Source organism: Alishewanella longhuensis, from assembly GCF_014653435.1.
Lineage (GTDB): Bacteria > Pseudomonadota > Gammaproteobacteria > Enterobacterales > Alteromonadaceae > Alishewanella > Alishewanella longhuensis.
The window spans coordinates 353,219-378,509 of record NZ_BNAO01000002.1 but is presented as its reverse complement, the minus strand read 5'-3'; the positions used below and the strand labels follow the sequence as shown (position 1 = coordinate 378,509).

At 46.0% G+C, this 25,291-nt stretch carries 23 protein-coding genes and 1 other RNA gene; 18 read left to right on the top strand and 6 right to left on the bottom strand.

Going from position 1 to position 25,291, the window contains the following annotated elements:
* The first annotated feature begins 45 nt into the window (after nt 1-45).
* The 15 genes from frr (at nt 46) to tilS (ending at nt 18,169) form a co-directional block, all read left to right on the top strand.
* Nucleotides 46-603 carry a ribosome recycling factor gene (frr, locus tag IE163_RS05725; RefSeq protein ID WP_189431156.1) on the top strand — a complete coding sequence of 186 codons (558 nt, stop codon included), beginning with the start codon at nt 46-48 and terminating at the stop codon, nt 601-603.
* A 159-nt stretch (nt 604-762) separates the two neighbouring features.
* A complete protein-coding gene (gene uppS / locus IE163_RS05720; protein WP_189431154.1) occupies nt 763-1,527 on the top strand; it encodes a polyprenyl diphosphate synthase in 765 nt (254 codons plus the stop codon).
* 5 nt (nt 1,528-1,532) lie between these two features.
* Nucleotides 1,533-2,393 (top strand): phosphatidate cytidylyltransferase, encoded by an 861-nt coding sequence (locus IE163_RS05715; protein WP_189431152.1) that lies wholly within the window; start codon nt 1,533-1,535, stop codon nt 2,391-2,393.
* Nucleotides 2,390-3,580: a 1-deoxy-D-xylulose-5-phosphate reductoisomerase gene (gene ispC, locus IE163_RS05710; protein ID WP_189431150.1), complete on the top strand. Its 1,191-nt coding sequence runs from the start codon at nt 2,390-2,392 to the stop codon at nt 3,578-3,580. Before IE163_RS05715 ends, ispC begins: the two co-directional genes overlap by 4 nt.
* On the top strand, nt 3,580-4,935 hold the full coding sequence (rseP, locus tag IE163_RS05705) for a sigma E protease regulator RseP (RefSeq protein WP_189431147.1): 1,356 nt from the start codon (nt 3,580-3,582) through the stop codon (nt 4,933-4,935). The genes ispC and rseP overlap by 1 nt, the downstream gene beginning before the upstream one ends.
* A 26-nt stretch (nt 4,936-4,961) precedes the next feature.
* Entirely contained in the window at nt 4,962-7,451 is a 2,490-nt protein-coding gene (gene bamA / locus IE163_RS05700) for an outer membrane protein assembly factor BamA (RefSeq protein ID WP_189431145.1), read from the top strand.
* An 18-nt stretch (nt 7,452-7,469) separates the two neighbouring features.
* A complete protein-coding gene (locus IE163_RS05695; RefSeq protein ID WP_189431143.1) occupies nt 7,470-7,988 on the top strand; it encodes an OmpH/Skp family outer membrane protein in 519 nt (172 codons plus the stop codon).
* Nucleotides 7,989-7,992: 4 nt separating this feature from the next.
* Nucleotides 7,993-9,048, top strand: coding sequence for a UDP-3-O-(3-hydroxymyristoyl)glucosamine N-acyltransferase (gene lpxD, locus IE163_RS05690; RefSeq protein WP_189431141.1), 1,056 nt, complete (start codon nt 7,993-7,995; stop codon nt 9,046-9,048).
* 2 nt (nt 9,049-9,050) lie between these two features.
* Nucleotides 9,051-9,503 (top strand): 3-hydroxyacyl-ACP dehydratase FabZ, encoded by a 453-nt coding sequence (gene fabZ / locus IE163_RS05685; protein ID WP_189431139.1) that lies wholly within the window; start codon nt 9,051-9,053, stop codon nt 9,501-9,503.
* 1 nt (nt 9,504) lies between these two features.
* The gene (lpxA, locus tag IE163_RS05680; RefSeq protein WP_189431138.1) at nt 9,505-10,275 is read left to right on the top strand and encodes an acyl-ACP--UDP-N-acetylglucosamine O-acyltransferase; all 771 of its coding nucleotides are present in this window, start codon (nt 9,505-9,507) and stop codon (nt 10,273-10,275) included.
* 211 nt (nt 10,276-10,486) lie between these two features.
* Nucleotides 10,487-11,650, top strand: coding sequence for a lipid-A-disaccharide synthase (gene lpxB, locus IE163_RS05675; protein ID WP_189431136.1), 1,164 nt, complete (start codon nt 10,487-10,489; stop codon nt 11,648-11,650).
* Nucleotides 11,646-12,272, top strand: coding sequence for a ribonuclease HII (gene rnhB, locus IE163_RS05670; RefSeq protein ID WP_229833465.1), 627 nt, complete (start codon nt 11,646-11,648; stop codon nt 12,270-12,272). Before lpxB ends, rnhB begins: the two co-directional genes overlap by 5 nt.
* Nucleotides 12,272-15,775 (top strand): DNA polymerase III subunit alpha, encoded by a 3,504-nt coding sequence (gene dnaE, locus IE163_RS05665; protein WP_189431132.1) that lies wholly within the window; start codon nt 12,272-12,274, stop codon nt 15,773-15,775. The genes rnhB and dnaE overlap by 1 nt, the downstream gene beginning before the upstream one ends.
* 17 nt (nt 15,776-15,792) lie before the next feature.
* A complete protein-coding gene (accA, locus tag IE163_RS05660; protein WP_189431130.1) occupies nt 15,793-16,749 on the top strand; it encodes an acetyl-CoA carboxylase carboxyl transferase subunit alpha in 957 nt (318 codons plus the stop codon).
* A gap of 67 nt (nt 16,750-16,816) precedes the next feature.
* Nucleotides 16,817-18,169 (top strand): tRNA lysidine(34) synthetase TilS, encoded by a 1,353-nt coding sequence (tilS, locus tag IE163_RS05655; RefSeq protein WP_189431128.1) that lies wholly within the window; start codon nt 16,817-16,819, stop codon nt 18,167-18,169.
* Here tilS and IE163_RS05650 read toward each other — a convergent pair.
* Nucleotides 18,114-19,055 (bottom strand): GGDEF domain-containing protein, encoded by a 942-nt coding sequence (locus tag IE163_RS05650; protein ID WP_189431126.1) that lies wholly within the window; start codon nt 19,053-19,055, stop codon nt 18,114-18,116. The genes tilS and IE163_RS05650 overlap by 56 nt on opposite strands.
* Nucleotides 19,056-19,170: 115 nt before the next feature.
* A complete protein-coding gene (locus IE163_RS05645; protein WP_189431124.1) occupies nt 19,171-20,319 on the bottom strand; it encodes a patatin-like phospholipase family protein in 1,149 nt (382 codons plus the stop codon).
* Between the two features lie 126 nt (nt 20,320-20,445).
* On the opposite strand from IE163_RS05645, the gene IE163_RS05640 reads away from it, so the two are divergent.
* Nucleotides 20,446-21,318: a DUF3014 domain-containing protein gene (locus IE163_RS05640; RefSeq protein ID WP_189431122.1), complete on the top strand. Its 873-nt coding sequence runs from the start codon at nt 20,446-20,448 to the stop codon at nt 21,316-21,318.
* Nucleotides 21,319-21,426: 108 nt separating this feature from the next.
* An RNA gene (ffs, locus tag IE163_RS05635) (signal recognition particle sRNA small type) lies at nt 21,427-21,523 on the top strand.
* Nucleotides 21,524-21,542: 19 nt separating this feature from the next.
* Here ffs and IE163_RS05630 read toward each other — a convergent pair.
* On the bottom strand, nt 21,543-21,800 hold the full coding sequence (locus tag IE163_RS05630; RefSeq protein WP_189431121.1) for a late competence development ComFB family protein: 258 nt from the start codon (nt 21,798-21,800) through the stop codon (nt 21,543-21,545).
* 127 nt (nt 21,801-21,927) lie between these two features.
* On the opposite strand from IE163_RS05630, the gene IE163_RS05625 reads away from it, so the two are divergent.
* Nucleotides 21,928-23,025 carry a tryptophan 2,3-dioxygenase family protein gene (locus IE163_RS05625; protein ID WP_189431119.1) on the top strand — a complete coding sequence of 366 codons (1,098 nt, stop codon included), beginning with the start codon at nt 21,928-21,930 and terminating at the stop codon, nt 23,023-23,025.
* On the opposite strand, the gene IE163_RS05620 is transcribed toward IE163_RS05625, so the two are convergent.
* The 3 genes from IE163_RS05620 to IE163_RS05610 are packed head-to-tail and all read right to left on the bottom strand — an operon-like array spanning nt 22,996 to nt 25,276.
* Nucleotides 22,996-23,934, bottom strand: coding sequence for a histone deacetylase family protein (locus IE163_RS05620; RefSeq protein ID WP_189431118.1), 939 nt, complete (start codon nt 23,932-23,934; stop codon nt 22,996-22,998). The genes IE163_RS05625 and IE163_RS05620 overlap by 30 nt on opposite strands.
* On the bottom strand, nt 23,931-24,494 hold the full coding sequence (priC, locus tag IE163_RS05615; protein WP_189431116.1) for a primosomal replication protein PriC: 564 nt from the start codon (nt 24,492-24,494) through the stop codon (nt 23,931-23,933). Before priC ends, IE163_RS05620 begins: the two co-directional genes overlap by 4 nt.
* Nucleotides 24,491-25,276 carry a sulfite exporter TauE/SafE family protein gene (locus IE163_RS05610; RefSeq protein ID WP_189431113.1) on the bottom strand — a complete coding sequence of 262 codons (786 nt, stop codon included), beginning with the start codon at nt 25,274-25,276 and terminating at the stop codon, nt 24,491-24,493. Before IE163_RS05610 ends, priC begins: the two co-directional genes overlap by 4 nt.
* Nucleotides 25,277-25,291 lie beyond the last annotated feature (15 nt).

Genomic DNA, 25,291 nt, shown 5'->3' with positions numbered 1-25,291 from the left:
TAGCCCACTGCGTTACTGCTGCATAAACAAAAAAGGATAACGATCGTGATTAACGACATTATTGCTGATGCTAAGATCCGCATGGATAAAAGCGTTGATGCTCTCAAAGTTCAATTAACTAAAGTGCGCACAGGGCGCGCTCATCCTAGCTTACTGGATAGCATTCAGGTTTCATATTACGGTGCAGATACACCACTGCGCCAGGTAGCCAATGTATCAGTAGAAGACTCGCGTACCTTAGCGATTACCGTGTTTGATAAAAGCCTGACCCAAGCGGTTGAGAAAGCGATTATGGCTTCAAATCTGGGCTTAAATCCAATGTCTGCTGGTACAGTCATTCGGGTACCATTACCAGCCTTGACCGAAGAGCGCCGCCGTGACCTGGTAAAACACGTCCGTGGCGAGGCTGAAGGTGGCCGAGTGGCTATTCGTAATATTCGCCGTGATGCAAACTCTGATTTAAAAGCCTTGTTAAAAGACAAAGAAATCAGTGAAGATGATGAACGTAAAGCTGTAGATGAAATCCAGAAGCTGACCGACATCTTCGTTAAAAAAGTCGACGAAGTGTTAGCCGATAAAGAAAAAGAGCTGATGGAAGTCTGATTTCAGACTAACAGGCTTTTTACCCTTTATCAGGATTTATTATAAACCAAGCGCCGTGCCAGTTAAGCTTCGCGGCGCTTTTTTGTTATAAGTGGGTTGAACCGGACGAGCTACCGAGCAGACTAAGCATTTTAAAGCAGAACTGGACAGGTTAAACTGATGACTGTAGTACCACAGCTTAAACAGCAAATATTGCCGCAACATGTGGCAATTATCATGGACGGTAATGGCCGCTGGGCAGAGCAACAAGGCAAGCCACGTGTTTGGGGTCATAAAAAAGGGGTTGAAGCCGTCCGACGTAGTGTGAGCTTCTGCCGGGAACTCGGTATTCGCTCGTTGACCTTATTTGCCTTTAGTAGTGAGAATTGGCGTCGACCAGAAGAAGAAGTTAGCACCTTAATGCAGCTGTTTTTGTTGGTATTGCAAAAAGAAGTCAAAGCACTACATAAAAATAATATCAGGTTAAAAATAATTGGTGATCTGTCTGCGTTTAGCGATAAGTTAGTACAAAGTATCAAAAAAGCAGAAGCACTTACTGCGGCTAATAATGCGATGACACTTAATATTGCAGCGAATTATGGTGGTCGCTGGGATATAGTGGCAGCAAGCCAGCAGTTGGCAACGCGGGTGCAACAAGGTGAAATACAGCCTGCAGAGATTAACGAAGCGCTATTTGCAAAGCAGGTGCAAATGGCGGAGCAACCAGAACTGGATTTGTTGATTCGAACCGGCGGCGATTTACGGATTAGTAATTTTTTACTTTGGCAAGCCGCTTATGCTGAACTTTGGTTTACAGAAACACTGTGGCCAGATTTCGATCAGCAAGTGTTTTCGGAAGCCATAGCCGCCTTTATCAATCGAGAGCGGCGTTTTGGCTGTACCGGCGCACAAATCAGAGAACTGGCTGCTGAAAATAAAGGATAATAATATTGTTTAAGCAACGCGTACTTACTGCGCTAATTTTGGCGCCACTGGCTCTTTGGGCTGTGTTTTATTTACCTTTAGCAGGTTTTGCTGCTTTTTTATCATTGGCATTTTTGCTTGGTGCCTGGGAATGGAGCGGTTTTTGTGGTTTAGACAAACGCCGGATACGGGCAATTTACGTTGTTCTTACCGCCGCCTTGATGACATTGTTTTATTATATGACGCCATTAAGCGGTGAGCTGGCAGAAAATCGGTTACTTTTTAGTTTATTATTGCTCGGTGCAGCCTGGTGGTTATTGGCCATCATTTTAGTACTGACATTTCCTGCGAGTCAGAAATTTTGGGCGAACAGTGATTGGCGTCGAGCGCTGATGGGGTGGTGTACTTTATTGCCTGCCTGGGCAGCATTACTGTTCATTCGCGGTGTAAATTATGATATCTCCAGTTTCTATGGTGCTTGGTTAATTTTTGCGTTGCTAGGGTTAGTTTGGGCGGCTGATATCGGTGGTTATATTGTCGGGAAGCCCTTTGGTCGGACTAAATTACTGCCTAAAGTCAGCCCGGGAAAAACCCTAGAAGGGCTACTAGGTGGTTTAGCCTTTGTGGTATTGGTCGTTACCGGATTATTAATCTGGTTAGACTGGCCAGGGCAACCTTATCATTGGTATGTCGCGGCGATATTACTTACCTTGCTCTCAGTGTTTGGCGATTTAAGTGAAAGTATGTTTAAGCGGGTAGCAGGGAAAAAAGACAGCGGCGTCTTTTTACCGGGGCATGGCGGAATTTTAGATAGAATAGATAGCTTAACCGCCACAGCGCCTTTGTATGCATTATTGCTGGCATTTTTTGGTAAGCAATTTTTATGAAGCAAGTCGTGGTATTGGGGGCGACTGGCTCTATTGGTTGCAGCACCTTATCGGTTCTGGCCGCGCATCCAGAGAAGTTTGCTGTATTAGCGCTGACCGCGGCAACCGGAGTCGACAAACTTTTCGAGCAGTGTATTCAGACTAATCCCCGTTTTGCGGCGATGCAGGACCCTGCGGCAGCTCTCCAGTTAGCGCGTAAATTAAAAGATGCGGGTAGAGCCACTGAGGTACTTAGTGGCACAGAGGGATTGCTCGCTTTGGCCGCTCACCCAGAGGCCGATATTGTGATGGCAGCTATTGTCGGTGCTGCCGGTTTACTGCCAACTTTGGCTGCGGTCGAACAGGGTAAAACGGTTTTGTTGGCTAATAAAGAAGCGCTGGTAATGACCGGTGAATTGTTTATGCAAAAGGTGGTTAACCACGGTGCCACTTTACTGCCTATTGATAGCGAACATAATGCCATTTTCCAGTGTTTACCTGCGCCTATCCAACAGGCTGGTTGCCAAGCTCAGTTGCAAGACTATGGTATTGCAAAGTTATTGCTCACCGGCAGTGGCGGCCCATTCTTACAGCGGCCGTTAGCCAGTTTTGAGCAAATTACAGTTGCTGAAGCGGTCGCGCACCCCAATTGGAGTATGGGGCAGAAAATCTCGGTAGATAGCGCAACCATGATGAATAAAGGCTTGGAGTTTATCGAAGCGCGCTGGTTGTTTAATTGTGCGGCAAGTGACATTCAGGTGGTTATCCACCCACAAAGCATCATTCACTCAATGGTGCAATATACCGATGGTTCAGTACTGGCACAATTGGGCCAGCCAGATATGCGCACGCCCATTGCCCATGCATTGGCATTTCCCGAGCGGATCAGTAGCCCGGTAAAACCATTAGATTTCTTTAGTCTGCAATCTTTTACCTTTAGTGAACCTGAGATCGCCCGCTATCCGAATTTGTATTTGGCGATGGCTGCCAGTGCTGCCGGACAAGGTGCAACAACAGCGCTTAATGCCGCGAATGAGGTTGCCGTAGCGGCATTTCTCGCTGGAAAAATCAGTTTTACTGCGATTAGTAAGGTAAACGAACAGTGTTTGAATCGTTTCCTAAGCTATCAGGCAAGAGCCTTGGATGATATATTAGCGCTTGATGCCGAAACCCGGGCTTATGCCCATCAGCTGTTGGGGACTGTATAATGTCGGCTTTTTTATGGAATGCGCTGAGTTTTATCGTGGCATTAGGCATTTTAGTTACTGTGCACGAGTTTGGGCATTTTTGGGTTGCGCGCAAAAATGGCGTTTTGGTAAAGCGTTTTTCCATTGGTTTTGGTAAAGCCTTAGTGCGCTGGCGCGATCGTCAGGGTACAGAATTTGTTATTGCTGCCATTCCGCTCGGCGGTTATGTGCAAATGCTGGACGAACGGGTTGACCCCGTCTTACCACAATACAAAGATTTAGCCTTTAATCATAAAACGGTGTGGCAACGCATTGCTATTATTGCTGCGGGGCCTGCAGCTAATTTTATTTTTGCTATCTTTTTGCTGTGGGTCATGTATCTGATTGGGGTGCCTGAGGTTAAGCCTGTTATCGCTACCACGCAAAGTCAATCTATCGCTGCGGTGGCAGGCGTGGGTGAGGATGAACAAATTATTGCGATTAATGGCCGACCAGCACGCGACATCAGAACAGCAAATTTGCTATTGGTTGAACAATTGGGACGTGCTGAGATTCGTTTAACGTTGCAGCAGCGCGAGAGTTTACAAGTACAAGAGCGAGTGCTGGACATTCGTAATTGGCAATTTAATCCGGAGACAGAAAGTGTCTTTGGCAGTTTAGGACTGAATTTATTGCTCCCTCAAGCTACCAGTACGGTAGCAATAGTGAGTAAAAATTCTGCAGCGGAGCGAGCAGGCTTACAAGCTGGGGACACCATTCTAGCCATTAATGGTGAAGCCATCACTGCCTGGGGGCAAATTGACAGACTGATTAAAGAAAACCCGGAACGGCCGTTGGACATGATGCTGTTGCGTAATAGCCAGGAGCTTTTAGTGCAGGCTACACCGGAGTTAACGCAAGGTGCGGATGGTTTTAGTCAAGGGTTACTTGGCATAGTGCCAGCCGCCTCACCTTGGCCAGAGGATTTGCGCTATACCCAACGATATGGCATCTTTGCAGCAGTTAAAGAAGGAATAGGCCAAACTTGGCAGCTAACCCGGCTTAGTTTTGCCATGGTGGCGAAGTTGTTGACCGGCGATTTGTCGGTGAAGCACTTAAGTGGCCCTATTTCGATAGCGCAAGGCGCTGGTACTACCGCCAGTATGGGGTTAATTGCTTTTTTATCCTTTATGGCGCTGATAAGCGTTAATTTGGGTGTTATTAATTTATTGCCGTTACCTATTTTGGATGGCGGCCATTTAATGTATCTTGTGGTGGAACTAATACGCGGTAAACCTGTCTCTGAGAGAGCGCAGGAAATAGGTTTTCGCTTCGGTGCTTTAGTCCTGCTGATGTTAATGGGAATTGCGCTGCTCAACGATATTTCTCGTTTGTAATAAACTAATCATAAGTAGTTCAAATAATGACAATTAAACGATTAGTAGCTGCGATGTTGCTTGCTACAGGCAGTAACTCGGTGCTTGCTGAAGAATCTTTTACCGTTCAGGATATTCAGGTCGAAGGCCTGCAACGTGTAGCCTTAGGTGCTGCGCTGAATAACCTGCCGTTTAACATTGGTGATACAGTTACCGAATATACGCTATCGCGCAGTATCCGCACCCTTTATGGCGCCGGGCACTTTGATGATATTCGCGTATTTCGTGATGGCAATACCATAATTTATCGCCTGCGTGAGCGGCCAACAATTAACAATATCGAGTTCTCTGGCAACAAAGATATTAAAGATGATCAGTTGAACGATAGTTTAGCTGGCAACCGTATCCAGATTGGCGAGCCGCTGGATAAAACTATTCTGAAAAACATCGAGAATGGTTTAACCGAATTTTATCACGGTGTGGGTAAATATCAGGCGAAGGTGGATGTTAAAGTAACCTATCTGCCGCGTAACCGGGTTAACTTAAAGTTTGAGTTTGAAGAAGGTGATCCTGCTTCAGTTCGCCAGATTAATATCGTTGGTAACCACATTTTTCCAAATGAAGAACTGTTGTCTGTTGTTGAATCTAAGCAAGATATGCCTTGGTGGCGTTTTTGGAGTTCTGACCGTTACCAAAAGCAAACATTACAAGGTGATTTTGAGAAGATTAATAGCTACTACCTGGACCGTGGCTACTTGCGCTTTAATATCGATTCATCACAAGTGGCAGTAAGCCCAGATAAGCAAGCTGTGTATGTGACGTTAAACGTGACCGAAGGTGAGCAGTATAAAATCAGTGATATCAATTTTGTTGGTGATCTGATTGGCCAGGATGAGTTTATTCGCTCCATTTTGCCGTTGGAAAAAGGCCAGTTGTATAATGGCGCACTGGTAACGTTCACCGAAGAGAATATTGCCCGTTTGCTGGCGCGGTTTGGCTATGCCAATTCCAGAGTTCGTACTATCCCTAACATTAATGATGTGACCAAAGAGGTTGCCTTAACTATCAGCGTTGATCCGGGTAAGCGGGTTTATGTGCGGCGTATTGATGTAAAAGGCAATGCCAACACTCGGGATGAGGTTATTCGTCGTGAATTACGGCAGATGGAAGGTGCCTGGCTCTCGAATGACTCGTTGGAGTTGTCAAAAGACCGGATCCAACGCCTAATGTATATCGAAAAGGTTGATTTCGCTACATCACCAGTACCTGGTGTAGATGATTTAGTGGATGTGGGTTTTACTATTAAAGAGCAACCTTCAGGCAGCTTTAATGCCGGTGTGTCTTACGGCAGTTTCCAAGGCTTGTCATTCCAGGTTGGGGTAGAACAAACTAACTTTATGGGCTCAGGTAACTCAGCGGGTATTAGTCTTAATACCAACAAGTTCCAGAAAGGTGTGACTTTGAGCTATACCGACCCCTATTTTACCTTGGATGGTGTCAGTTTAGGTGGGCAGATTTTCTATTCTGACTTGGATTATAGCCGCGCTTCCTCTAACTTGGAATCGTTCAACAGAAGAAGCTATGGTGTAGGTGGAAACATTGGTTACCCTATCAACGAGTTTAACCGGTTGAACTTTGGTGCCAATATCTCGGTCAATAAAATTAACTCCATTACTGAGTATGATCAGTTACGCCATTTCCGTGCTGTCTTGCTCGATGCGCAAAACCCAGATGGTGGCTACAATTTCACTAACTTAGAGTTAAGTTCAGGTTGGTTACATAGCACCTTAAACCGTGGTTTATTCCCGACTGCGGGCCGCATGTTTAGTTTTACCTTGCGGGCAACCACCCCTAACTCAGACTTGCAGTATTTCAAAACGAATTTTGAAGCCCAGCAATATATCCCGCTAAGTAATGATCACCAGTGGTCGTTCCGTACTAAGCTGGAGTTAGGTTACGGTAATGGCTATGGCAATAAGAATGGCTATGACTACACGCTGCCCTTTACTGAGAACTTCTATGGCGGTGGTACCAACTTAAGGGGCTTTGAGAACCGCATCATTGGTCCGCGGGCGATTTTCCGCAGTCCTAGTTTTGTACCTGGGGTGCCGGATCCAATCAATGGCGGTACCAACTTCCCCACTGATCCGACAAACGATTTTTATAATGTGTCAACCCGCTCCATTGGTGGTAATGCGTTAGCCATGTTAACGTTGGAGTTAATTACCCCCACACCCTTCCTGAAAGACGAAAACCGTAATTCAGTGCGCACCAGTATTTTTGTTGATGCCGGTAACGTTTGGGACACAGAATTTGATATTAATCGTTATGCCAATTTGGTACAGTTGCGCCAAGATAATCGCGAACCTTTCATAGCCGATTATTCTGATGCAAGCTTAATCCGTGCTTCTGCCGGTGTGTCTGTGCAATGGATATCACCTATGGGACCACTGACCTTCAGTCTGGCGAAAATTATTAAAAAGTACGAAGGCGATTTACAAGAGAACTTTAGTTTCAACATTGGTACAACTTTCTAGAACATGATAGGAATCAAGATGTTTAACAATAATTTATTTAAATCTGCTGTTTTTGTTGTTGCAACTATGCTTTTTGCCGGTGCTGCACAGGCAAAAGAAGTCAAAATTGGTTTTGTGGATGTTGCTGCTGTTGCGGCTAGTATTCCACAATCGCAACAAGTACAGGAAACTATCCGTACTGAGTTTGCAGCTAAGATTGCTGAAGTGAACAAATTGGAAACCGATATTAATTTTAATATCGAAAAGCTGCGCCGTGATGGCCCAACTATGAGCGAAAAACAACAGCAAGACTTGACCGCGACCGTAAACAAACAGCGCGAGCAATATGAAAACCTGGCGCGGCCATTAGATGAGCAAATTCGTCAGCGTCAAAACGAAGAACGTAATCGCATTCTGGGCTTAATTAAATCCGCTATTGATGTGGTTGCTGAACGTGAAAAGTTTGATGTGGTGTTAAATGCTAACTCAGCAGTTTACGCTAAACCAGAGTTTGATATTTCTGAGAAAGTGATTCAACAGGTCGGAAAGGCGAACTAAGACTGTGATTTTATTATCTGTTCTAGCCGAAAAGCTTAATGCAGAGTTACATGGAGACGCCGCTTGCGGCGTTTCTGCTGTAGCCTCATTGGAAAAAGCTGGCCCAGGTCAGCTTAGTTTTTTATCAAATAATAAATTCCGTTCTTACTTGACGACAACTCAGGCCGGTGCGGTGTTAATAAAAGCCGAAGATGCTCCCTTTGTTGCACCTGGGGTCAGCACTTTGGTGGTAGCAGATCCTTATGTTGCTTTTGCCAAGGCTGCGCAGTTACTTGATACCACACCGCGTAGTGCCGTCTCTGGGATTCATCCTAGCGCAGTAATTGATCCCAGCGCACAGATTGCTGTTGATGCTGCTATCGGTGCTAAGGCGGTTATCTCTGCTAATGCGGTTATCGCATCAGGTGTGCAAATTGGTGCGGGTTGCTTTATTGGCGAAGGTGCGGAAGTGGGCGTTAACACACGTTTGTGGGCTAACGTCACTGTATATCATAAAGTTAAGATTGGTGAACGTTGTGTGGTGCAAAGTGGTGCGGTAATCGGTGCCGATGGTTTTGGTTTTGCTAATGAACGTGGACAATGGTTGAAGATCCCACAAACAGGCGCAGTTATTATTGGTGATGATTGTGAGATTGGTGCCAATACCTGTATCGACCGTGGTGCTATCGAGAATACGGTTATTGGCAATAACGTGATCATCGATAACCTCTGTCAAATAGCACATAATGTTAAAATTGGTGATCATACCGCAATGGCGGGCTGCACCACTATAGCAGGTAGTACCACTATCGGTAAGTATTGCATCATCGGTGGCGCAGCTGTTATTAATGGACATATTGACATCTGCGATGGTGCTCAGGTTTCAGGTATGGCGATGTTAATGAAGCCGGTCACTGAAAAAGGCGTCTATACTTCAGGTTTACCGGCTACTTCGAATGCTGAGTGGCGCCGTAATACAGCGAAGCTACGGCAAATAGATCAGCTATATCAGCGGGTAAAACAACTCGAAAAACAATTGGCGGCGCCAGTACAAACGGCCGCTTCGTCAACTGAGGAATAATTTTGGCGAACCAACTTAATAGCCTGGATATTCAGGAAATCATGGCATTATTGCCACATCGCTATCCGTTTTTACTGATAGATAAAGTGCTGGATTATACACCGGGCGAAACTTTGACAGCGGTAAAAAATGTGACTATCAATGAGCCCATTTTTACTGGCCACTTTCCTGGTATGCCGATTTTTCCAGGGGTCTTAATCCTTGAAGCTTTGGCCCAGGCAACCGGTATTCTTGGATTCAAAACGGCCACTGAACGTTCTGAGAATGAGCTGTATTTATTTGCAGCTATCGATGAAGCGCGTTTTAAAAAACCAGTGGTGCCGGGCGATACGATGATCCTGGAAGTTAAGTTTCTGAAAGAACGCCGGAACCTCTGGAAATTTTATGGTGAAGCCAAGGTCGATGGCCAGGTAGTATGCTGTGCCGAACTGATGTGTGCCAGAAGAGAGATGTAACGTGATTCATCCTACAGCAGTAATCGAAGCCAGCGCTAAGCTGGGACAAAATGTCAAAGTAGGGGCCTTTTGCTATATTGGTCACAATGTAGTGTTAGGTGATGACTGCGTGTTGGAAACACACGTGGCAATTAAAGGACCTGCTACTATTGGTAAAGGTAACCACTTTTACCAGTTTGCCAGTATTGGCGAAGCTTGTCAGGACAAGAAATACAAAGGCGAACCCACAGAACTAATTGTAGGGGACTACAATGTATTCCGCGAAGGTTGTTCTGTGCATCGTGGTACTGTGCAAGATCAAGGTAAAACCATCATTGGTAGTCATAACCTGTTTATGAACACCACGCATATTGCCCATGATTGTATCATTGGTAATAATGTGATTTTTGCTAGTGGTGCGCAAGCTGCAGGACATGTGCAGGTGGGTGACTGGGCTATTCTGGGTGGAATGACCGGCGTGCATCAATTTGTGCATATTGGTGCTCATAGTTTCTGTGGCGGTGGTTCTATCGTACTAAAAGACGTCCCGCCTTATCTTATGGTGCACGGCGCTCCTTGTGTACCCGCTGGTATCAACACTGAGGGCCTAAAGCGGCGCGGTTTTAGTAGTGAAGCTCTGCTGGAGATCCGCCGGGCTTATAAAGAAGTCTATCGTAAGGGGCAAACGGTGCCTGAAGCATTACAAGCCTTGGCAGAAAAATCTGCCGCTATGCCCGAGGTTCAGGCCTTTACCGATTTTATTGCTAATGCTTCGCGAGGCATAGTGCGCTAAGGCGTATTGCAACATCATTGTCGTTGCGAGCCTGTTGCTGCTATTAAAAAATGCTAGCTCGTTTCGTACCATTAAGCGCTCTGTTTAGTTTATGCTAGCAGAGCGTTTTGCTTATAGCGCAGTTTCACTGTCAGCGCTTAGCGGGTAAGATAATCTTTTTTAACATTATTTGGATAACTAAGGTTATCTAGTAGGAAATATTTGCTGCGTTATGGCTGACTTAGAACTATCAAAAACTAGCCCACTAAAGTTTGCGCTCATTGCTGGCGAGCATTCAGGGGATATTCTGGGAGCTGCCTTAATGGTAGCGTTAAAACAACAGCACCCAACTGCTGAGTTTTTCGGTATTGGTGGCCCAAGAATGCAAGCCGAAGGCTTAACGGCGCTGTTCGATATGGAAGAGTTAGCCGTTATGGGCCTGGTCGAAGTACTTGGTCGTTTACGCCGGTTGTTGCAGGTTAAGCGAGAGATCACCGCAGCTATTTTAACCGCTAAACCCGATGTGTTTATTGGTATTGATGCGCCCGACTTTAATATTCCGGTAGAGCTTTCGCTAAAACAGCAAGGCATTAAAACTGTACATTACGTTAGCCCTTCAGTTTGGGCGTGGCGCCATAAACGCATTTTTAAAATCGCCAAAGCGACTAATATGGTTTTGGCGTTATTACCCTTTGAGAAAGCTTTTTATGATAAATATCAGGTACCCTGTACCTTTGTTGGTCATACCTTAGCAGATAGTATGCCATTGCAGGTGGATAAAACTGCAGCAAAAACCGCGTTGGCATTAGATTCGAATAAACCGGTGTTAGCAATCATGCCGGGTAGCCGTACCAATGAAATTAAACTGCTTGCTCCAGATTTTTTGCAGGCCGCTGCTGAATTGAAGCGACAACAACCAGAGCTGCAGCTGATCACGAATATGGTTACACCGGAAAAAGCTGAACTTTGGCGTCAGCTTAAAATGCAATATGCGCCAGAACTTGAGATCACGGAGTTTATTGGTCAGGCTCGTCAGGTGTTACTGGCTGCAGAGGCAACTTATATTGCTTCCGGTACCGCCACCTTAGAAGCGATGCTCGCCAAATGTGCCATGGTAGTAGGCTATAGAACCAATTGGCTGACCTTTCAAATTGCTAAACGCTTGGTAAAGCTTAAGTATGTCAGCTTGCCCAATTTGTTGGCGGGGCGGGGAATGGTTACCGAATTACTCCAGGACGATTTGACGGTGTCTGCCTTGTTAAAAGCTATGCGGCCATTACTGCACGGTATTGATGGCCAGCTCGCCATTGACTATCAGACGATCCACCAACAGTTGCAGCAGAACGCTAGTGTTGTCGCTGCCAATACCGTATTACGGGTGATCACCGATGATTAATTTTCAGCGTCCTGACGTCAATTTGCTTTGCGGTGTGGATGAAGTGGGGCGCGGCCCTTTAGTTGGCGCTGTAGTAACGGCGGCAGTAATATTGGATCCGAATCAGCCCATTCAGGGCTTAGCCGACTCTAAAAAACTCAGTGAAAAAAAACGCCAGCAGTTGGCGATAGAAATTAAAGCCAAAGCCTTATGTTGGGCGTTGGGCCGGGCAGAGCCCACTGAAATTGACGAACTTAATATTTTACATGCCACTATGCTTGCAATGCAGCGCGCTGTCGCCGCATTGGCTATTCAACCAGAGTGGGCACTGATAGATGGTAATCGTTGCCCGTTGTTAGCCATGCCTGCGACTGCGGTGGTAAAGGGCGATGCTTTGGTGCCGGAGATCAGTGCCGCCTCAATTTTAGCTAAGGTGGCACGTGATGAAGAAATGGCACTTTTGCATCAGCGTTATCCACAGTTCGGCTTTGCTGAGCATAAGGGGTATCCCACAGCTGCTCATTTAGCAGCGATTCAGCAGCACGGTATTTTAGCTGAGCATCGTCGCAGTTTTAAACCGGTACGTATCATCGTTGAGCGAGATGCTGTTGCGACGCCAACAGAACAGAGAGCATTAAGCTGATGAGCGAGCCTGCCTTTATTCATTTACGGGTCCACAGCGATTTCTCCATGATTGATGGCGTCGCTAAAATAAAACCTATCGTCAAAGCCGCCGCAGCAGCCGGAATGCCTGCCTTGGCATTGACGGACCAGATGAATCTTTGCGGTCTGGTAAGGTTTTACAGTACCGCGCACGATGCAGGTATTAAACCGCTAATAGGTGTTGATTGTTGGGTACAACATGCCATCTTCCCGGGTGAGCTAAACCGCTTATTGATTTTATGTGCTGATAATACCGGTTATCAAAATCTGACTACCCTGATCTCTAAAGCCTATCTGCGGGGTCATATTGACGGTAAGCCACAGCTAGATCACGATTGGTTAATAGAGCATGCTGAGGGCTTAATTTTGCTCTCGGGAGCTAAAGATGGTCTGCTGGGTAAAGCCTTATTAAAAGAAAATCCACAAAGCGTGCAGCAACTGGTAAGTTTTTATCAGCAGCATTTCCCTAATCGCTACTATTTGGAATTAACCCGCACCGGCCGGCCAGATGAAGAGCGTTATATTCAAAAAGCAATTCAGTTAGCTGAGCTTGAGCAATTGCCGGTGGTAGCAACCAACGAGGTGGTCTTTTTAAAAGCCAGTGATTTTCCGGCGCATGAGATTCGCGTGGCAATCCATGATGGTTTTACCTTGGATGATAAACGGCGGCCGAAAAACTACTCCGAGCAACAATATCTTCGAACCAGTGAAGAAATGCAGCAGTTGTTTGCAGACATACCTGAAGCACTGGAAAATAGCGTTGAAATTGCCAAACGCTGTAATGTGACCATCCGCTTGGGCGAGTATTTTTTGCCAGCCTTTCCAACCGGTGGCTTATCTGATGCAGATTTTCTGGTACTAAAGTCCCGTGAGGGTTTAGAACACCGTTTATTGCAGTTATTCCCAGATGAGCAGCTTCGTGCCGAAAAAAGACCGCCATACGATGAGCGTTTGCAAATAGAGCTGGATGTAATCAACCAGATGGGTTTTCCAGGCTACTTTTTGGTGGTAATGGAATTTATCCAGTGGAGCAAAGATAACGATATCCCTGTGGGACCAGGCCGTGGTTCAGGGGCCGGTTCGTTAGTGGCTTACGCGCTGAAAATCACCGATTTAGACCCACTAGAATTTGATTTACTGTTTGAGCGCTTTTTAAATCCAGAGCGGGTTTCGATGCCTGACTTTGACGTCGACTTTTGTATGGATCGCCGTGATGAAGTGATTGAGCACGTCGCCGATATGTACGGCCGCGAAGCCGTATCACAGATTATCACCTTTGGTACTATGGCAGCCAAAGCGGTTATTCGCGATGTCGGTCGGGTACTAGGCCATCCCTATGGCTTTGTCGACCGTATTTCAAAACTCATTCCCCCCACGCCGGGTATGACGCTGGAGCAAGCTTTTAAAGAAGAGCCGCGTTTGCCGGAATTGTATGATTCAGATGAAGAAGTGCGCGATCTGATTGATATGGCGCGGCAGTTAGAAGGGGTTACCCGAAATGCCGGTAAGCACGCCGGTGGTGTGGTTATCGCTCCTACGAAAATTACCGATTTCTCTCCGTTGTATTGCGATGAACATGGTTTAAACCCGGTTACCCAGTTTGATAAGAACGATGTGGAATACGCCGGCCTAGTGAAGTTTGACTTTTTAGGCTTACGCACCCTAACTATCTTGCAATGGGCGCTAAATATGGCAAATGCCCGCTTGCAAAAGGAAGGCAAGGCCCCGGTTGATATTAATACTATCCCGCTGGATGACCGCTATAGCTTTCAGGTCCTGATGCGCGCTGACACCACGGCGGTATTCCAGCTAGAATCGCGCGGTATGAAAGATCTGATCCGCCGTCTGCAGCCTGACTGCTTTGAAGATATGATTGCTCTGGTGGCGCTATTCCGGCCAGGCCCCCTACAATCGGGCATGGTAGATAACTTTATCGATCGAAAACGCGGCCGCGAAGAAATTTCTTATCCAGACGCAACCTGGCAGCATGATTCATTAAAACCTATTCTGGAACCGACCTACGGTATTATTTTGTATCAGGAACAGGTTATGCAGATTGCTCAGGTACTGTCTGGCTATTCCTTAGGTGGGGCTGACTTACTACGTCGGGCTATGGGTAAGAAAAAGCCAGAGGAGATGGCTAAGCAGCGTGATACCTTCCAGGAAGGTGCCGCTAAAAATGGCATAGATCCAGAGCTTGCGATTAAAATTTTCGATCTGGTAGAAAAATTCGCTGGCTACGGGTTTAATAAATCACACTCTGCCGCCTATGCTCTGGTGTCTTATCAAACACTTTGGATGAAAGCGCACTTCCCGGCTGAGTTTATGGCTGCTGTGATGTCGGCCGATATGGACAATACCGACAAAATTGTGACGCTGGTGGATGAGTGTGAGCGGATGAAGCTAACCTTGATCCCGCCCGATGTAAATACGGGACAGTATAAGTTTACCGTGAATGAGCAAGGCCATATTGTTTACGGCATCGGTGCCATTAAAGGGGTGGGTGAAGCACCGATTGAGGCCATTATTGAAGCGCGGCGTGATTATGGCGAATTTAATGATTTGTTCGACTTTTGTGCTAAGGTAGACCTAAAACGCCTGAATAAACGGGTGATGGAAAAGCTTATTTTATCTGGCGCAATGGATAGACTGGGCCCAGAGCGTAGTAAACAGCAGCACCCTGGGCCGCTGCGTGCGATCTTAATGGCCAGCTTAGAAGAGGCAATGAAAGCGGCGGAGCAACACGCCAAGGCACAAGCGGTAGGGCAAGACGATCTCTTTGGTCTGTTAGGCGGAGAAGATGAAGCGACCACTAGCCAGAGTTTTAAAACCGTGCCCTTGTGGCCAGATGAAATGTGGTTGGAAGGGGAACGTGAAACCTTAGGCTTATACCTTACTGGTCATCCAATAAATCGCTATCAGGATGAAATTAAACATTATGTGAATTGCCGGTTAGTGGATTTGCAGCCAACCAAAAAAGATCAAAGTGTGCAGGTTGCTGGTTTAGTGGTCGCCGTCAGGATCATGATCAATAAAAAAGGTCGGCGCTGGGGTATAGTCACCCTGGATGATAAATCAGCACGATTGGATGTACGGTTTTTCACAGAACAGCTGGAAACCTTCGAGCATTTGTTACAAAAAGACCGGATTTTGTTGGTTAGCGGACAGGTCAGCTTTGATGATTTTAATGGTGGCCTTACAATGTCGGGCCGCGATGTCAGCGAAATTACCGCTATGCGCGAAAAATCGCTGAAATCTCTGAATATCACGGTACAATCAACGCAGATTGATCAGAATTATCTGCAAAAATTAGCGTTGGTGCTAAATGATTACAAAGCTGGCACTGTCCCGGTACATCTTTGGTACCAGCGAGAAGAAGGGCAGGTTAGACTGCAGTTCGGTACAGATTGGTGGGTAACCCCCGCAGACGCTTTGTTGCATCAGTTAAAGCAAATTGCGACAATAGAATTGGAATTTAATTAATTAGGTAATGATAGTCGATGATGCTGAATTATTTAGAGTTTGAGCAACCCATTGCTGAACTGGAAGCAAAAATAGACGAGTTACGCAACGTCAGTCGCAACGGCGATTATGATCTTGGGTTAGAAGAAGAAATTAATAAACTAAAAGAAAAAAGCCTGACGCTGACCAAGAAAATCTTTTCAGAGCTGGGTGCCTGGCAGGTTGCACAAATCGCCCGTCATCCACGTCGGCCTTATACCTTAGATTACCTGGCAAATATCTTCACCGACTTCGATGAATTGTGTGGTGATCGTGCCTATGCCAATGACAACGCTATTATTGGCGGTACTGCGCGCATTGGTGAGCAGGCTGTGATGGTAATTGGGCATCAGAAAGGGCGCGATACTAAAGAGAAAATTCGCCGTAATTTCGGTATGCCGCGACCAGAGGGATACCGCAAAGCCTTACGTCTGATGGAAATGGCCGAGCGTTTTAAATTGCCTATTATTACCTTTATTGATACTCCTGGGGCTTACCCAGGTATAGGTGCAGAGGAGCGTGGTCAGTCTGAAGCCATCGCCCGCAATCTAAAAGTGATGGCCGGTTTAAAAGTCCCAGTGATCTGCACTGTGGTTGGCGAAGGCGGTTCTGGTGGCGCTTTAGCTATCGGTGTTGGCGATAAAGTGAATATGCTGCAATACAGTACCTATTCGGTTATTTCACCGGAAGGCTGTGCCTCTATTTTATGGAAGAGCGCTGAAAAAGCGCCATTGGCTGCGGATGCTATGGGGATTACGGCTGAGCGTTTAAAAGAGCTAAAATTGATTGATGAAGTGATTAGCGAGCCACTCGGCGGTGCGCACCGCGCACCGGAGCAGATGGCCAGCTCACTGAAAACTGCTTTATTGCGTGATTTGGAAAAACTACAAAAGCTCAGTATTCCTGAATTGCTGGACAGACGCTATAAGCGTTTAATGTCTTACGGTTATTGTTAACGCTTGCCGGTTACTTTGGTCAGAACCAAGGTAACCTGGTAATAAACCAGGCTAAAGCTAACGCAGAATGTTAAATCTACAGCAGCATATCAAGGCTGCGTTGCTGCAGCAGCTGCAACAACACCCGCCCGCAGAGCTCAGGCTGGTGTTAGCCTATAGCGGCGGCCTGGACTCGCAAGTATTGCTTCATCTGTTAGCCCCGCTTTGCCAACAAATGGCTATCCCCTTTAGTGCAGTACATGTTCACCATGGTTTAAATGTTAAAGCTGATAGCTGGGCCGCTTTTTGTCAGGAGCAGTGCCAGCGGCGGCAAGTGGATTTTAACATCCGTTATGTTCAGCTAACAAAGCCAGGTAATATTGAGCAGCAAGCCCGGACAGCCCGCTATGAAGCGTTGGCAGATTTTATATCTACGTCAAACACCCTGTTATTAACCGCCCATCATGCTGACGATCAGCTAGAAACCGTGTTGTTGGCGTTAAAGCGTGGGGCTGGCGTAACGGGATTGTCGGCCATGCCCGCGGTACGAGCCTTTGCTGCCGGTAAGCTAGTGCGTCCATTACTTGCTATTAGCCGACAGCAACTCCATGATTATGCACACTCTGTGCAACTCGCATGGATTGACGATGACAGCAATCAAAATATTGACTTTGATCGGAATTTTTTAAGAGAGCAGGTAACACCTATTTTAAAACAACGTTGGCCTGCGTTGCTGCAAACCGTTAGCCGTAGTCTGCAGCACTTACAAAATACAGCAGAATTAGCCGACTTTTATACTAAGCAAGCGCTAAAACAATGCCTGTTTAATAACCGGTTGAACTTACAGCAATTACATCAATTCCATCCCTTACAGCAAGATTTGGTATTGCGCAGTTGGTTAGGTTTGGCAGGCTTAAATCCCGAGACGCAGTGGCTTACAACCTTAAAGCAACAAGTCATAAATGCTAGACAAGATGCGATGCCGCAATTACAACTAGGCAAACTGCAGATCCGCCGTTATCAACATTGGTTGTATTGCTTGGCTGAGCGACCAGAAATATTAAATGATGAGAACCTGAAGTTAAACGTAGGAGAGAACCTGCAATTGGCTAATGGTCTGGGTTATTTTACCTGGGATAAAGAGCCTACTGCACATAGTTTGCCGGTGGCGGGCAGCGCAACAGCGTTTAACCTGGCTTTTGGTTTGCTGAGTAGCGTGTTTAAACCTGCAGGCCGACCAGGTAAACCGCTTAAACAATGGTTTAAACTCTGGCAAGTACCACCCTGGCAACGCACTAGAGTGCCTTTATTATTTCACTCTGGTGAACTGCAACTCGTGGCTGGTTATGCGAGTGTTTTTAAATCAGCCCAAGCGACTGTATGGCTTAACTGGCAACCCGCATCGGATGAGTTAGTTTATCCGTTAAATTTGCACGACTAACTTGGCTATGCCGCACCTTACCCTTACCTGAAGACTTGGCCTGATATAGTGCTTCATCAGCTAAATGAAATAAATCTCTTGGCTGCTGTTCATGTGATAATCTTGCCAGACCGATACTGCAACCAACCCCTAATTTAACTAAAAATGATTCTGACTTTATAGCACTAAGCAAACGTTCGGCAACACGTTCTGCATGCTCTGCATCAGTATCTGTTAAAAGTACCGCAAATTCGTCACCACCAAAGCGAAATAGGCTATCGGTTACCCGTAGCGTTTCACGCATACAATCGGCAACTTTTAGTAAGACATCATCGCCAATACTATGCCCTTCGATATCGTTAACTTGCTTAAAATTATCTAAATCTAACAGTAATAAAGCAAAAGGTGATTGATGCCGTTTGGCTAATTGCACTGCTTTGGCAAAGCTATCGTCAAAAAACCGTCTATTGCCCAGAGTGGTTAACGGATCTTTGAGTGCCATTTGTTGTAAGCGACTGACTACTAAGGCGTTGCGTAGTGAAAACAACCACTCTGACTCTAAAATCAGTAATTGTTGTTGGACTAAAGGTGTAAATGGGTATTGTGACTCATAGCTAAGTTCAGCTAGTACCTGCTGATCTAAACTCAAGCTGGTTTTATGCTGGTACTCACCCGCTTTAGAACCTGTAGCTTGAAACTCCCCAAGGGCAGTTTTTAGGGTGAGGCCATTTAATGTTAAGGCACGCCCAGCACTCATGGAAAAGATATCAAGCTGCTGCTGCAGGTCCAAGGTCGTTTGCAACTGACTAACCAGACTATTCTCGCTACAGTCTGGTGTGTCCTGCCAACTGCTGCCAAAAGTTAGGTCACCGAAAGCGTTTGTTAAGTTGCCCTGTTCCTGCCACATATCAACACCACATTTAGTAAGTTACTCTGATATTTAATATGCAATTGGTGGGCCACTTATTTAATGTATTGTTTTTATTGTGACAATCTTGAGCTTGGACGTTTTTTTGACAGTATTATTCCTTAGCAACGGCAAGAAATTGCATGATAGCGTCCAACTGGTGAATACCATCCTGATAGCCCAAATCGATGAGTCGGCGTGTATATTTTTGTTCAAAGAGAAGGTAACTTACTAAACTAGAGTCAGAATGCTGACTAATACCAACCATCCTCAGAAGCGTACGTATAGCTAACGGAAAACATAAGAAATTTTCACTGGCCAGTTGGTTGAAGTTTTGGCTGGGATTAATCAGTAGGCTTTGGACCGGTTTCAATTCTGTTGCAATATTATGCTGCTGTAACACTTCGACCGTTTTATTAACCCGTTTCATACGTTCTAAATCAGAATTTAGGGTGTCAGTAAAGACGGTATCGAGCAAATGGCCTGCCACTGTTGCCAAATCTGGGTGATGCAATTGTCGTGGCTTCAGTTCTGTCGGCCTGGGGTCGTCTACTCCGACAATCAGAATTTTATCGGCCCCCAAATGAATTGGCGCGCTCAGAGGGGCTAACTGATTAACGGAGCCATCACCATAATAATGTTGGTGAATGCGCACTGATGGAAATAGTAGTGGAATTGCAGCAGAGGCCATAAGATGGTGGATACCGAGTAGCGTTTTCTGGCCACAACGTCTTGCTCTACGCCATTCGTTAGCGCTCTCTGACTGGAAAAAGCTAATTGAATCTCCATCGTTATAGCAGGACGCAGTGACTGAAAAGCTTGATAGATAACCACGCATTATATTCCGGTCGATACGTTGTAAATCGAGAATGCGGGTTAATAGTTGTTTTAGGGGCTTGCTATCTAACAGGCTTACTGGTTTTTTATTAGCGTAATCTGCCTGAAAGGCGCTGTAAACACTTCTAAAGAGATGCCGTAATAAGCGGGGGTAATCAGAATAGTACACCTGGTTAGTGTGGAAGTTTCGCCAGACGGACTCTATTTTTTTTACGCCAAGATGAAAGCATGAGGCATAACATGCGAGGCCGGCGCCATTAATTGCGCCGGCAGAGGTGCCGCAAATAATTTGGAATGGTAAGGGACTATTACGGGGGTACTGGGTGGCAATAGCTTTTAATACCCCGATCTGATACGCGGCTCGTGCTCCGCCCCCTGTGAGCAGTAGTGCGGTTTTTCCTGTTGTCGCTACGGCTGTTTTTGGCATTAAGATCCTTAACTGAACTTTTTCTAAATTTATCGCTCTTCAGATAGTATATTGCTGATATTTCGAATTAATGCAATGCTGAGTGCCCTAATAGGCAAGTTTTTCCGATAGGATAGGTGAAGTGCGATGTCAGAGCAAAGTTCAGGTAGTGGTCAGGCCGTTTATTATGCCGGGTTAGCCGGTGTTATTGTGGTTATTATTGTGGCATTTTGGTTGCTTTTTAGTGGTGACAAGGAGCAGGTTGCACCAGCGCCATTACCGCAAATTGTGCAATTACCCGTGCCAGAGGCGGCTCCTGAGGCTGTAGCGTCGCCAGAAGTACCTGAGCTTGAAACTCCTAATGTTGAATCTGCACAAGTCATCACCGAATCTGAGCCTGTTGTTTTGGAGAAATCTGCACCTGCTTTGCCGCCGCTGCCTGCACTAAATGAATCCGACTCGGCGCTTAGTACCGATTTGCTGGCGTTAAATTGGAAAGCAGGGCTTGCCGCGCTCTTTAATCGCGAAGAGATGATCAGGCATTTTGTCGTCACCGTTGACAATGTGGCACAAGGCCAGCTAGTTGCTGGGCAGCCTGTCTTGGTGAAGCCTGCCAGTGGTTATCAGGTGGAAGAGATAGCACAAAACCGCTTTAAAATGGCTGGCAGCAATTCACAGCGCTATGAGCCGTACATTCAATTGTTAGAAAGCGTGCCAGCTCGGCAATTATTAGCGTTAAAGCAACGTTATCAACCGCTATTAGAAGAGGCCTTTGCTGAATTGGGCTACCCGGAATTGACTTTTGATCAGCGTTTACGGCAAGCTATTGCATTATTATTAGCAACGCCCTCCGCTCCCACAAACGCAGAGTTAATCCGTCCGTCGGTAATGTACACCTATGCAGACGAGCGCTTAGAAGGCTTACCTGAGGCACAAAAACAAGTACTACGACTGTCACCTGAGCAACAGCAACGTTTCAAAGCTTTATTGGCGACTTATCAGCAAGCTTTAGGTAACTAAGCTGTTGATTTTATCAGCAGTGAAGTGTTATTGAGTGGGATAGCGCTTGCAACAGGCAGCGCTTTTACGGATAATGCGCGCTGCCTTAATTGGTTACAATGGTAGTCCCATTGGTCCTCTCGCAATACTAGTAGGCGAACCTGGTCAGGTCCGGAAGGAAGCAGCCACAGTTTATGACGTATGTGCCGGGATGTGGCTGGTGGGATTGCCACCCAAAACTCCGCTTATTGATTTTCCAAAAAGCTACTTGCTCGTGCCACTGCTTCTTTTACCTTAAGCGTCATTTCAAACCGCTCAGATTGCGGTAAATAAAACGCCATATCTACTTCGTAGCGAATGTAGCGTGGCGGCAGTAAATTAAGTGATATACAACATAAATCGGCCAGATACTCGCTATCTTTTTGCTGATCAATGCCAAGCTCTGCAATATGCTCTAATACCAATTTTTCATAGTAATTATGAATGTCATCGTCCAGTTTCATTAGTACTCTCACCATTAACGTTGTTTAAGTATAAGCATAATCAGCTTCGACAGAAAAGACCACTGAAAGATTGAGTTAGTAGTTAGCCTTGTTACAATGCTGCCAAACAACTCAACGGGTCCTCACAATGCAAAAAAATACGACACCTTGTTATTATGGCGATTACCTGCAGCTAGACAAAGTTCTGACAGCACAGGCACCTGAAAGTGCCCGCTACGGCGTGGAAGCCCATGATGAAACGTTATTTATTATTGTGCATCAGGTTTACGAGCTTTGGTTTAAGCAAATATTACATGAATTAAAAGCCGTGATGGCAGTGTTTGCTGGCGCTGAAGTAAAAGATGAGCAACTGACAGGTATCGTTCATAAATTAAAGCGCATTATTAGTATTCAGCAACTGCTAAACCAGCAGATAGCTGTTTTGGAGACGATGACACCGCAAGACTTTATGGCGTTTCGCGATTATTTGGTACCAGCCTCAGGCTTTCAGAGTATCCAGTTTAAGATGCTGGAAATTGGTTTGGGTTTAAAAAGCGAATACCGCATCGATTTTGATAAAAATTCTTTTTATAGCCGTTTAAATCAGCCTGATCGCGAGTTTTTACAAGCGCTGGAGCAAGAGCCCAGTTTGTTTGAGCGGGTCGAGAAATGGCTGGAGCGGATGCCATTTTTACAATTTAATGATTTTAGTTTTTGGCAAATGTATCAGCAGGCGACTAATACTATGTTGGCGCGTGATAAAGCGATAGTCGAACAAATTGAGCAAATAGCTGAACATGAACGCGACATGCAATTAAATGAGATTGGCCGTACCTATGAAAAATTTGCGGCTCTGCTGGATGAAAGTAAGTATCAGGCGTTACAACAGCAAGGGACTTTCAGGTTAAGTCAAAAAGCGATGTTATCTGCTTTGTTTATCAACTTATACCAAGAAGAACCAATGTTTAACTTACCTTTTCAACTGCTGACTTGCCTGACCGAAGTGGATGAACAGTTAACGATTTGGCGTTATAAGCATGCCATGATGGTTCAGCGTATGTTAGGCAGTAAAATTGGTACTGGCGGCTCTTCTGGTCATGATTATTTAAAGCGCACGACTGAAAAAAATCGGATTTTTACCGATTTATTTAGTATGGCGACTTTTCTACTACCTAAATCGGCGTTACCAGCTTTACCGTCAGCGATAAAGCGCCAGTTAGGTTTTTATTTTTCCCCCCAGGCCTGAGCCGTTGAGGTTAAATGCGGCCTTGAAAAGTTGCAGATGCACGGCTGTCAGGGCAGCGAGATCGCGCTGGTAGCCACCGCCAATAACTGCCGCAACGGGGATTTTCCGTTGTTGGCAGCTTTCTAATACCAAGCGATCGCGCTCAGCTATGGTATGGGTCGTAAGTTGTAATAAGCCCAGATCATCATCTTGATGGATATCAACTCCCGCATCATAGATCACAAATTCGGGTTGATACCAATTGAGCAAACTATTCAGGCTTTGTGCCACAGCTTCCAAGTAGAGGTTATCAGTACAGTCAGTACTGACTCCTATATCCCAATCGGAGTTTTGCTTACGGGCAGGGAAGTTCTTTTCACAGTGGATAGATGCAGTAATAATTTGCTTGTTATGACTAAAAATTTGCGCGGTGCCATCTCCCTGATGTACGTCCAAATCAAAAATTAAAATTGGGCCAATTCCCCTTTGCTGTAAAGTGTAAGCGGTGAATGCCAAATCGTTAAACAGGCAAAAACCACTACCTTCAGCATGGAATGCATGATGATAGCCACCACTTAAATGCACAGCTAGCCCCTGTGTTAATGCCAATTCAGCTGTTTTCAAGGTGCCGCCAAGCGAGGTAAGTGAACGTTGTATAAGCTGCTCTGACCATGGAAAGCCTATACGTCGCATCGCTTTGGCATCAATACTGCCCTGGCAAAGTGCGTTAACATACTCAGGACAATGCACGGCGCAGAGTTCCTCTGCCATTACGGGCGATGGCAGTGAGAAATGGTTAGCTGGCACGCCCAGAGCGAGTAACGCTTGATACAGAGTACGGTACTTACCTATGGGGTAGCGATGATTGGCGGGTAATGCGAGTTCACTGTAGCAAGAATGATAAACCAGTGGCGGTAATGCAGGGTTCATTTTCGATGACCAGACTCAAGTTGTTGTATGGCTTGCTCTACTTCATTAATCGCTCTGCGGCAACGGCCTAAACGAGCATGCAATGCTAGGGTTTTGTTGGTTGCTTCGCTGCTATTATCCCGTTCAGCCAACCTGACCATATCAAGTAACCTGTTCTCAAATTGCTGGTATTCACTTAACTGCTGATACAGTTGTTGGCTGCTAGCCGCTAAATGTTGAACGACAGCTTTGGTACGGGGTAGGCTGACTTGCGGCTGGCGTACTTCGCGGTTACGGAACGCTAGCGTAAGTGCTGCTACTTGCTCGTTTAAACGCTCTGTTAGGCGCTGCCGAGCTGCTGCTGATAAGGTGTCGCCTTGGCGCTGTAAATGCTCAAGATGTCGCAGGCTATCTAAAACATAGTCGGCTAAATCGGGCGAGTGACAACTAAATAAACTAGAGTCAAACCAGTGTTGCGGTTTGCCGGGTTTTTTTTTACGATCAAGTTGTTGTGCCCACTCCAGCAGTTTTTGTAATAATGCTTTTAGCTGTTTGATTTGCGTTTGAGTGAGGTTATTCATCCACTTTGACTCCACGCCTGCCATGCCAGGCGCATAGCAATAGCAATCACCACGCTGATAAAAATCGGGCGAATAAATTTGCTACCAAAGCGAATAGCGGAATGCGCGCCCAGCCAAGCGCCTAACATTAAACAAAGTCCCATGGCGATGCCGAGGGTAAAATGCACATGACCCAGCACGATAAAGGCCGCCAGTGAAAAGCCATTGCTGACAAAATTCATAGTACGGGCCACGCCACTCGTCAGTAACAGATTAATTTTGTAGATAGCCATAGTAGAAACCATCCAAAATGCACCTGCCCCGGGGCCTGCTACACCATCATAAAAGCCTAGTGTCAGGCCTTGAATACGTTGTTGCCAATAAAGTTTTGAGCTGGCGGCCGGCAAAGTGAGGCGATCATCAGGTTGCATTCGGTTAAACAAGGTATAAATGGCGGCAAATAAGATCAGCAGTGGCAGAATTTTCTCAAGCAGCGCGGTACTGAGTTGATCGACAACCAGGGTGCCAAGCAAAGCACCCAAAGCGGTAAATATTAAACTGTAGCGCCAGTAACCAGGATTAAAGAGTTTCTTGCGGTAGTAAGTAACAGAGGCGGTAAGTGAGCCAAAAGTGGCGGCCAGTTTATTGGTGCCTAATACGACATGTGGTGGCAGGCCGGCGGTGAGTAAGGCGGGTACCGTTAGTAAACCGCCGCCACCCGCTATGGCATCGATATAGCCAGCGACAAAAGCCACGCTGCAAAGTAATAGCAAGAGTTCGGTAGTAAGTGTGATATCTGGCATGAACGTGAACTGTCC

Bases quoted from the DNA above. Each gene is read 5' to 3' on its own strand.
- uppS (WP_189431154.1), top strand. From the start codon at position 763: ATGACTGTAGTACCACAGCTTAAACAGCAAATATTGCCGCAACATGTG.
- ispC (WP_189431150.1), top strand. From the start codon at position 2,390: ATGAAGCAAGTCGTGGTATTGGGGGCGACTGGCTCTATTGGTTGCAGC.
- rseP (WP_189431147.1), top strand. From the start codon at position 3,580: ATGTCGGCTTTTTTATGGAATGCGCTGAGTTTTATCGTGGCATTAGGC.
- bamA (WP_189431145.1), top strand. From the start codon at position 4,962: ATGACAATTAAACGATTAGTAGCTGCGATGTTGCTTGCTACAGGCAGT.
- IE163_RS05695 (WP_189431143.1), top strand. From the start codon at position 7,470: ATGTTTAACAATAATTTATTTAAATCTGCTGTTTTTGTTGTTGCAACT.
- lpxB (WP_189431136.1), top strand. From the start codon at position 10,487: ATGGCTGACTTAGAACTATCAAAAACTAGCCCACTAAAGTTTGCGCTC.
- dnaE (WP_189431132.1), top strand. From the start codon at position 12,272: ATGAGCGAGCCTGCCTTTATTCATTTACGGGTCCACAGCGATTTCTCC.
- accA (WP_189431130.1), top strand. From the start codon at position 15,793: ATGATGCTGAATTATTTAGAGTTTGAGCAACCCATTGCTGAACTGGAA.
- tilS (WP_189431128.1), top strand. From the start codon at position 16,817: ATGTTAAATCTACAGCAGCATATCAAGGCTGCGTTGCTGCAGCAGCTG.
- IE163_RS05650 (WP_189431126.1), bottom strand. From the start codon at position 19,055: ATGTGGCAGGAACAGGGCAACTTAACAAACGCTTTCGGTGACCTAACT.
- IE163_RS05645 (WP_189431124.1), bottom strand. From the start codon at position 20,319: ATGCCAAAAACAGCCGTAGCGACAACAGGAAAAACCGCACTACTGCTC.
- IE163_RS05640 (WP_189431122.1), top strand. From the start codon at position 20,446: ATGTCAGAGCAAAGTTCAGGTAGTGGTCAGGCCGTTTATTATGCCGGG.
- IE163_RS05630 (WP_189431121.1), bottom strand. From the start codon at position 21,800: ATGAAACTGGACGATGACATTCATAATTACTATGAAAAATTGGTATTA.
- IE163_RS05625 (WP_189431119.1), top strand. From the start codon at position 21,928: ATGCAAAAAAATACGACACCTTGTTATTATGGCGATTACCTGCAGCTA.
- IE163_RS05620 (WP_189431118.1), bottom strand. From the start codon at position 23,934: ATGAACCCTGCATTACCGCCACTGGTTTATCATTCTTGCTACAGTGAA.
- priC (WP_189431116.1), bottom strand. From the start codon at position 24,494: ATGAATAACCTCACTCAAACGCAAATCAAACAGCTAAAAGCATTATTA.
- IE163_RS05610 (WP_189431113.1), bottom strand. From the start codon at position 25,276: ATGCCAGATATCACACTTACTACCGAACTCTTGCTATTACTTTGCAGC.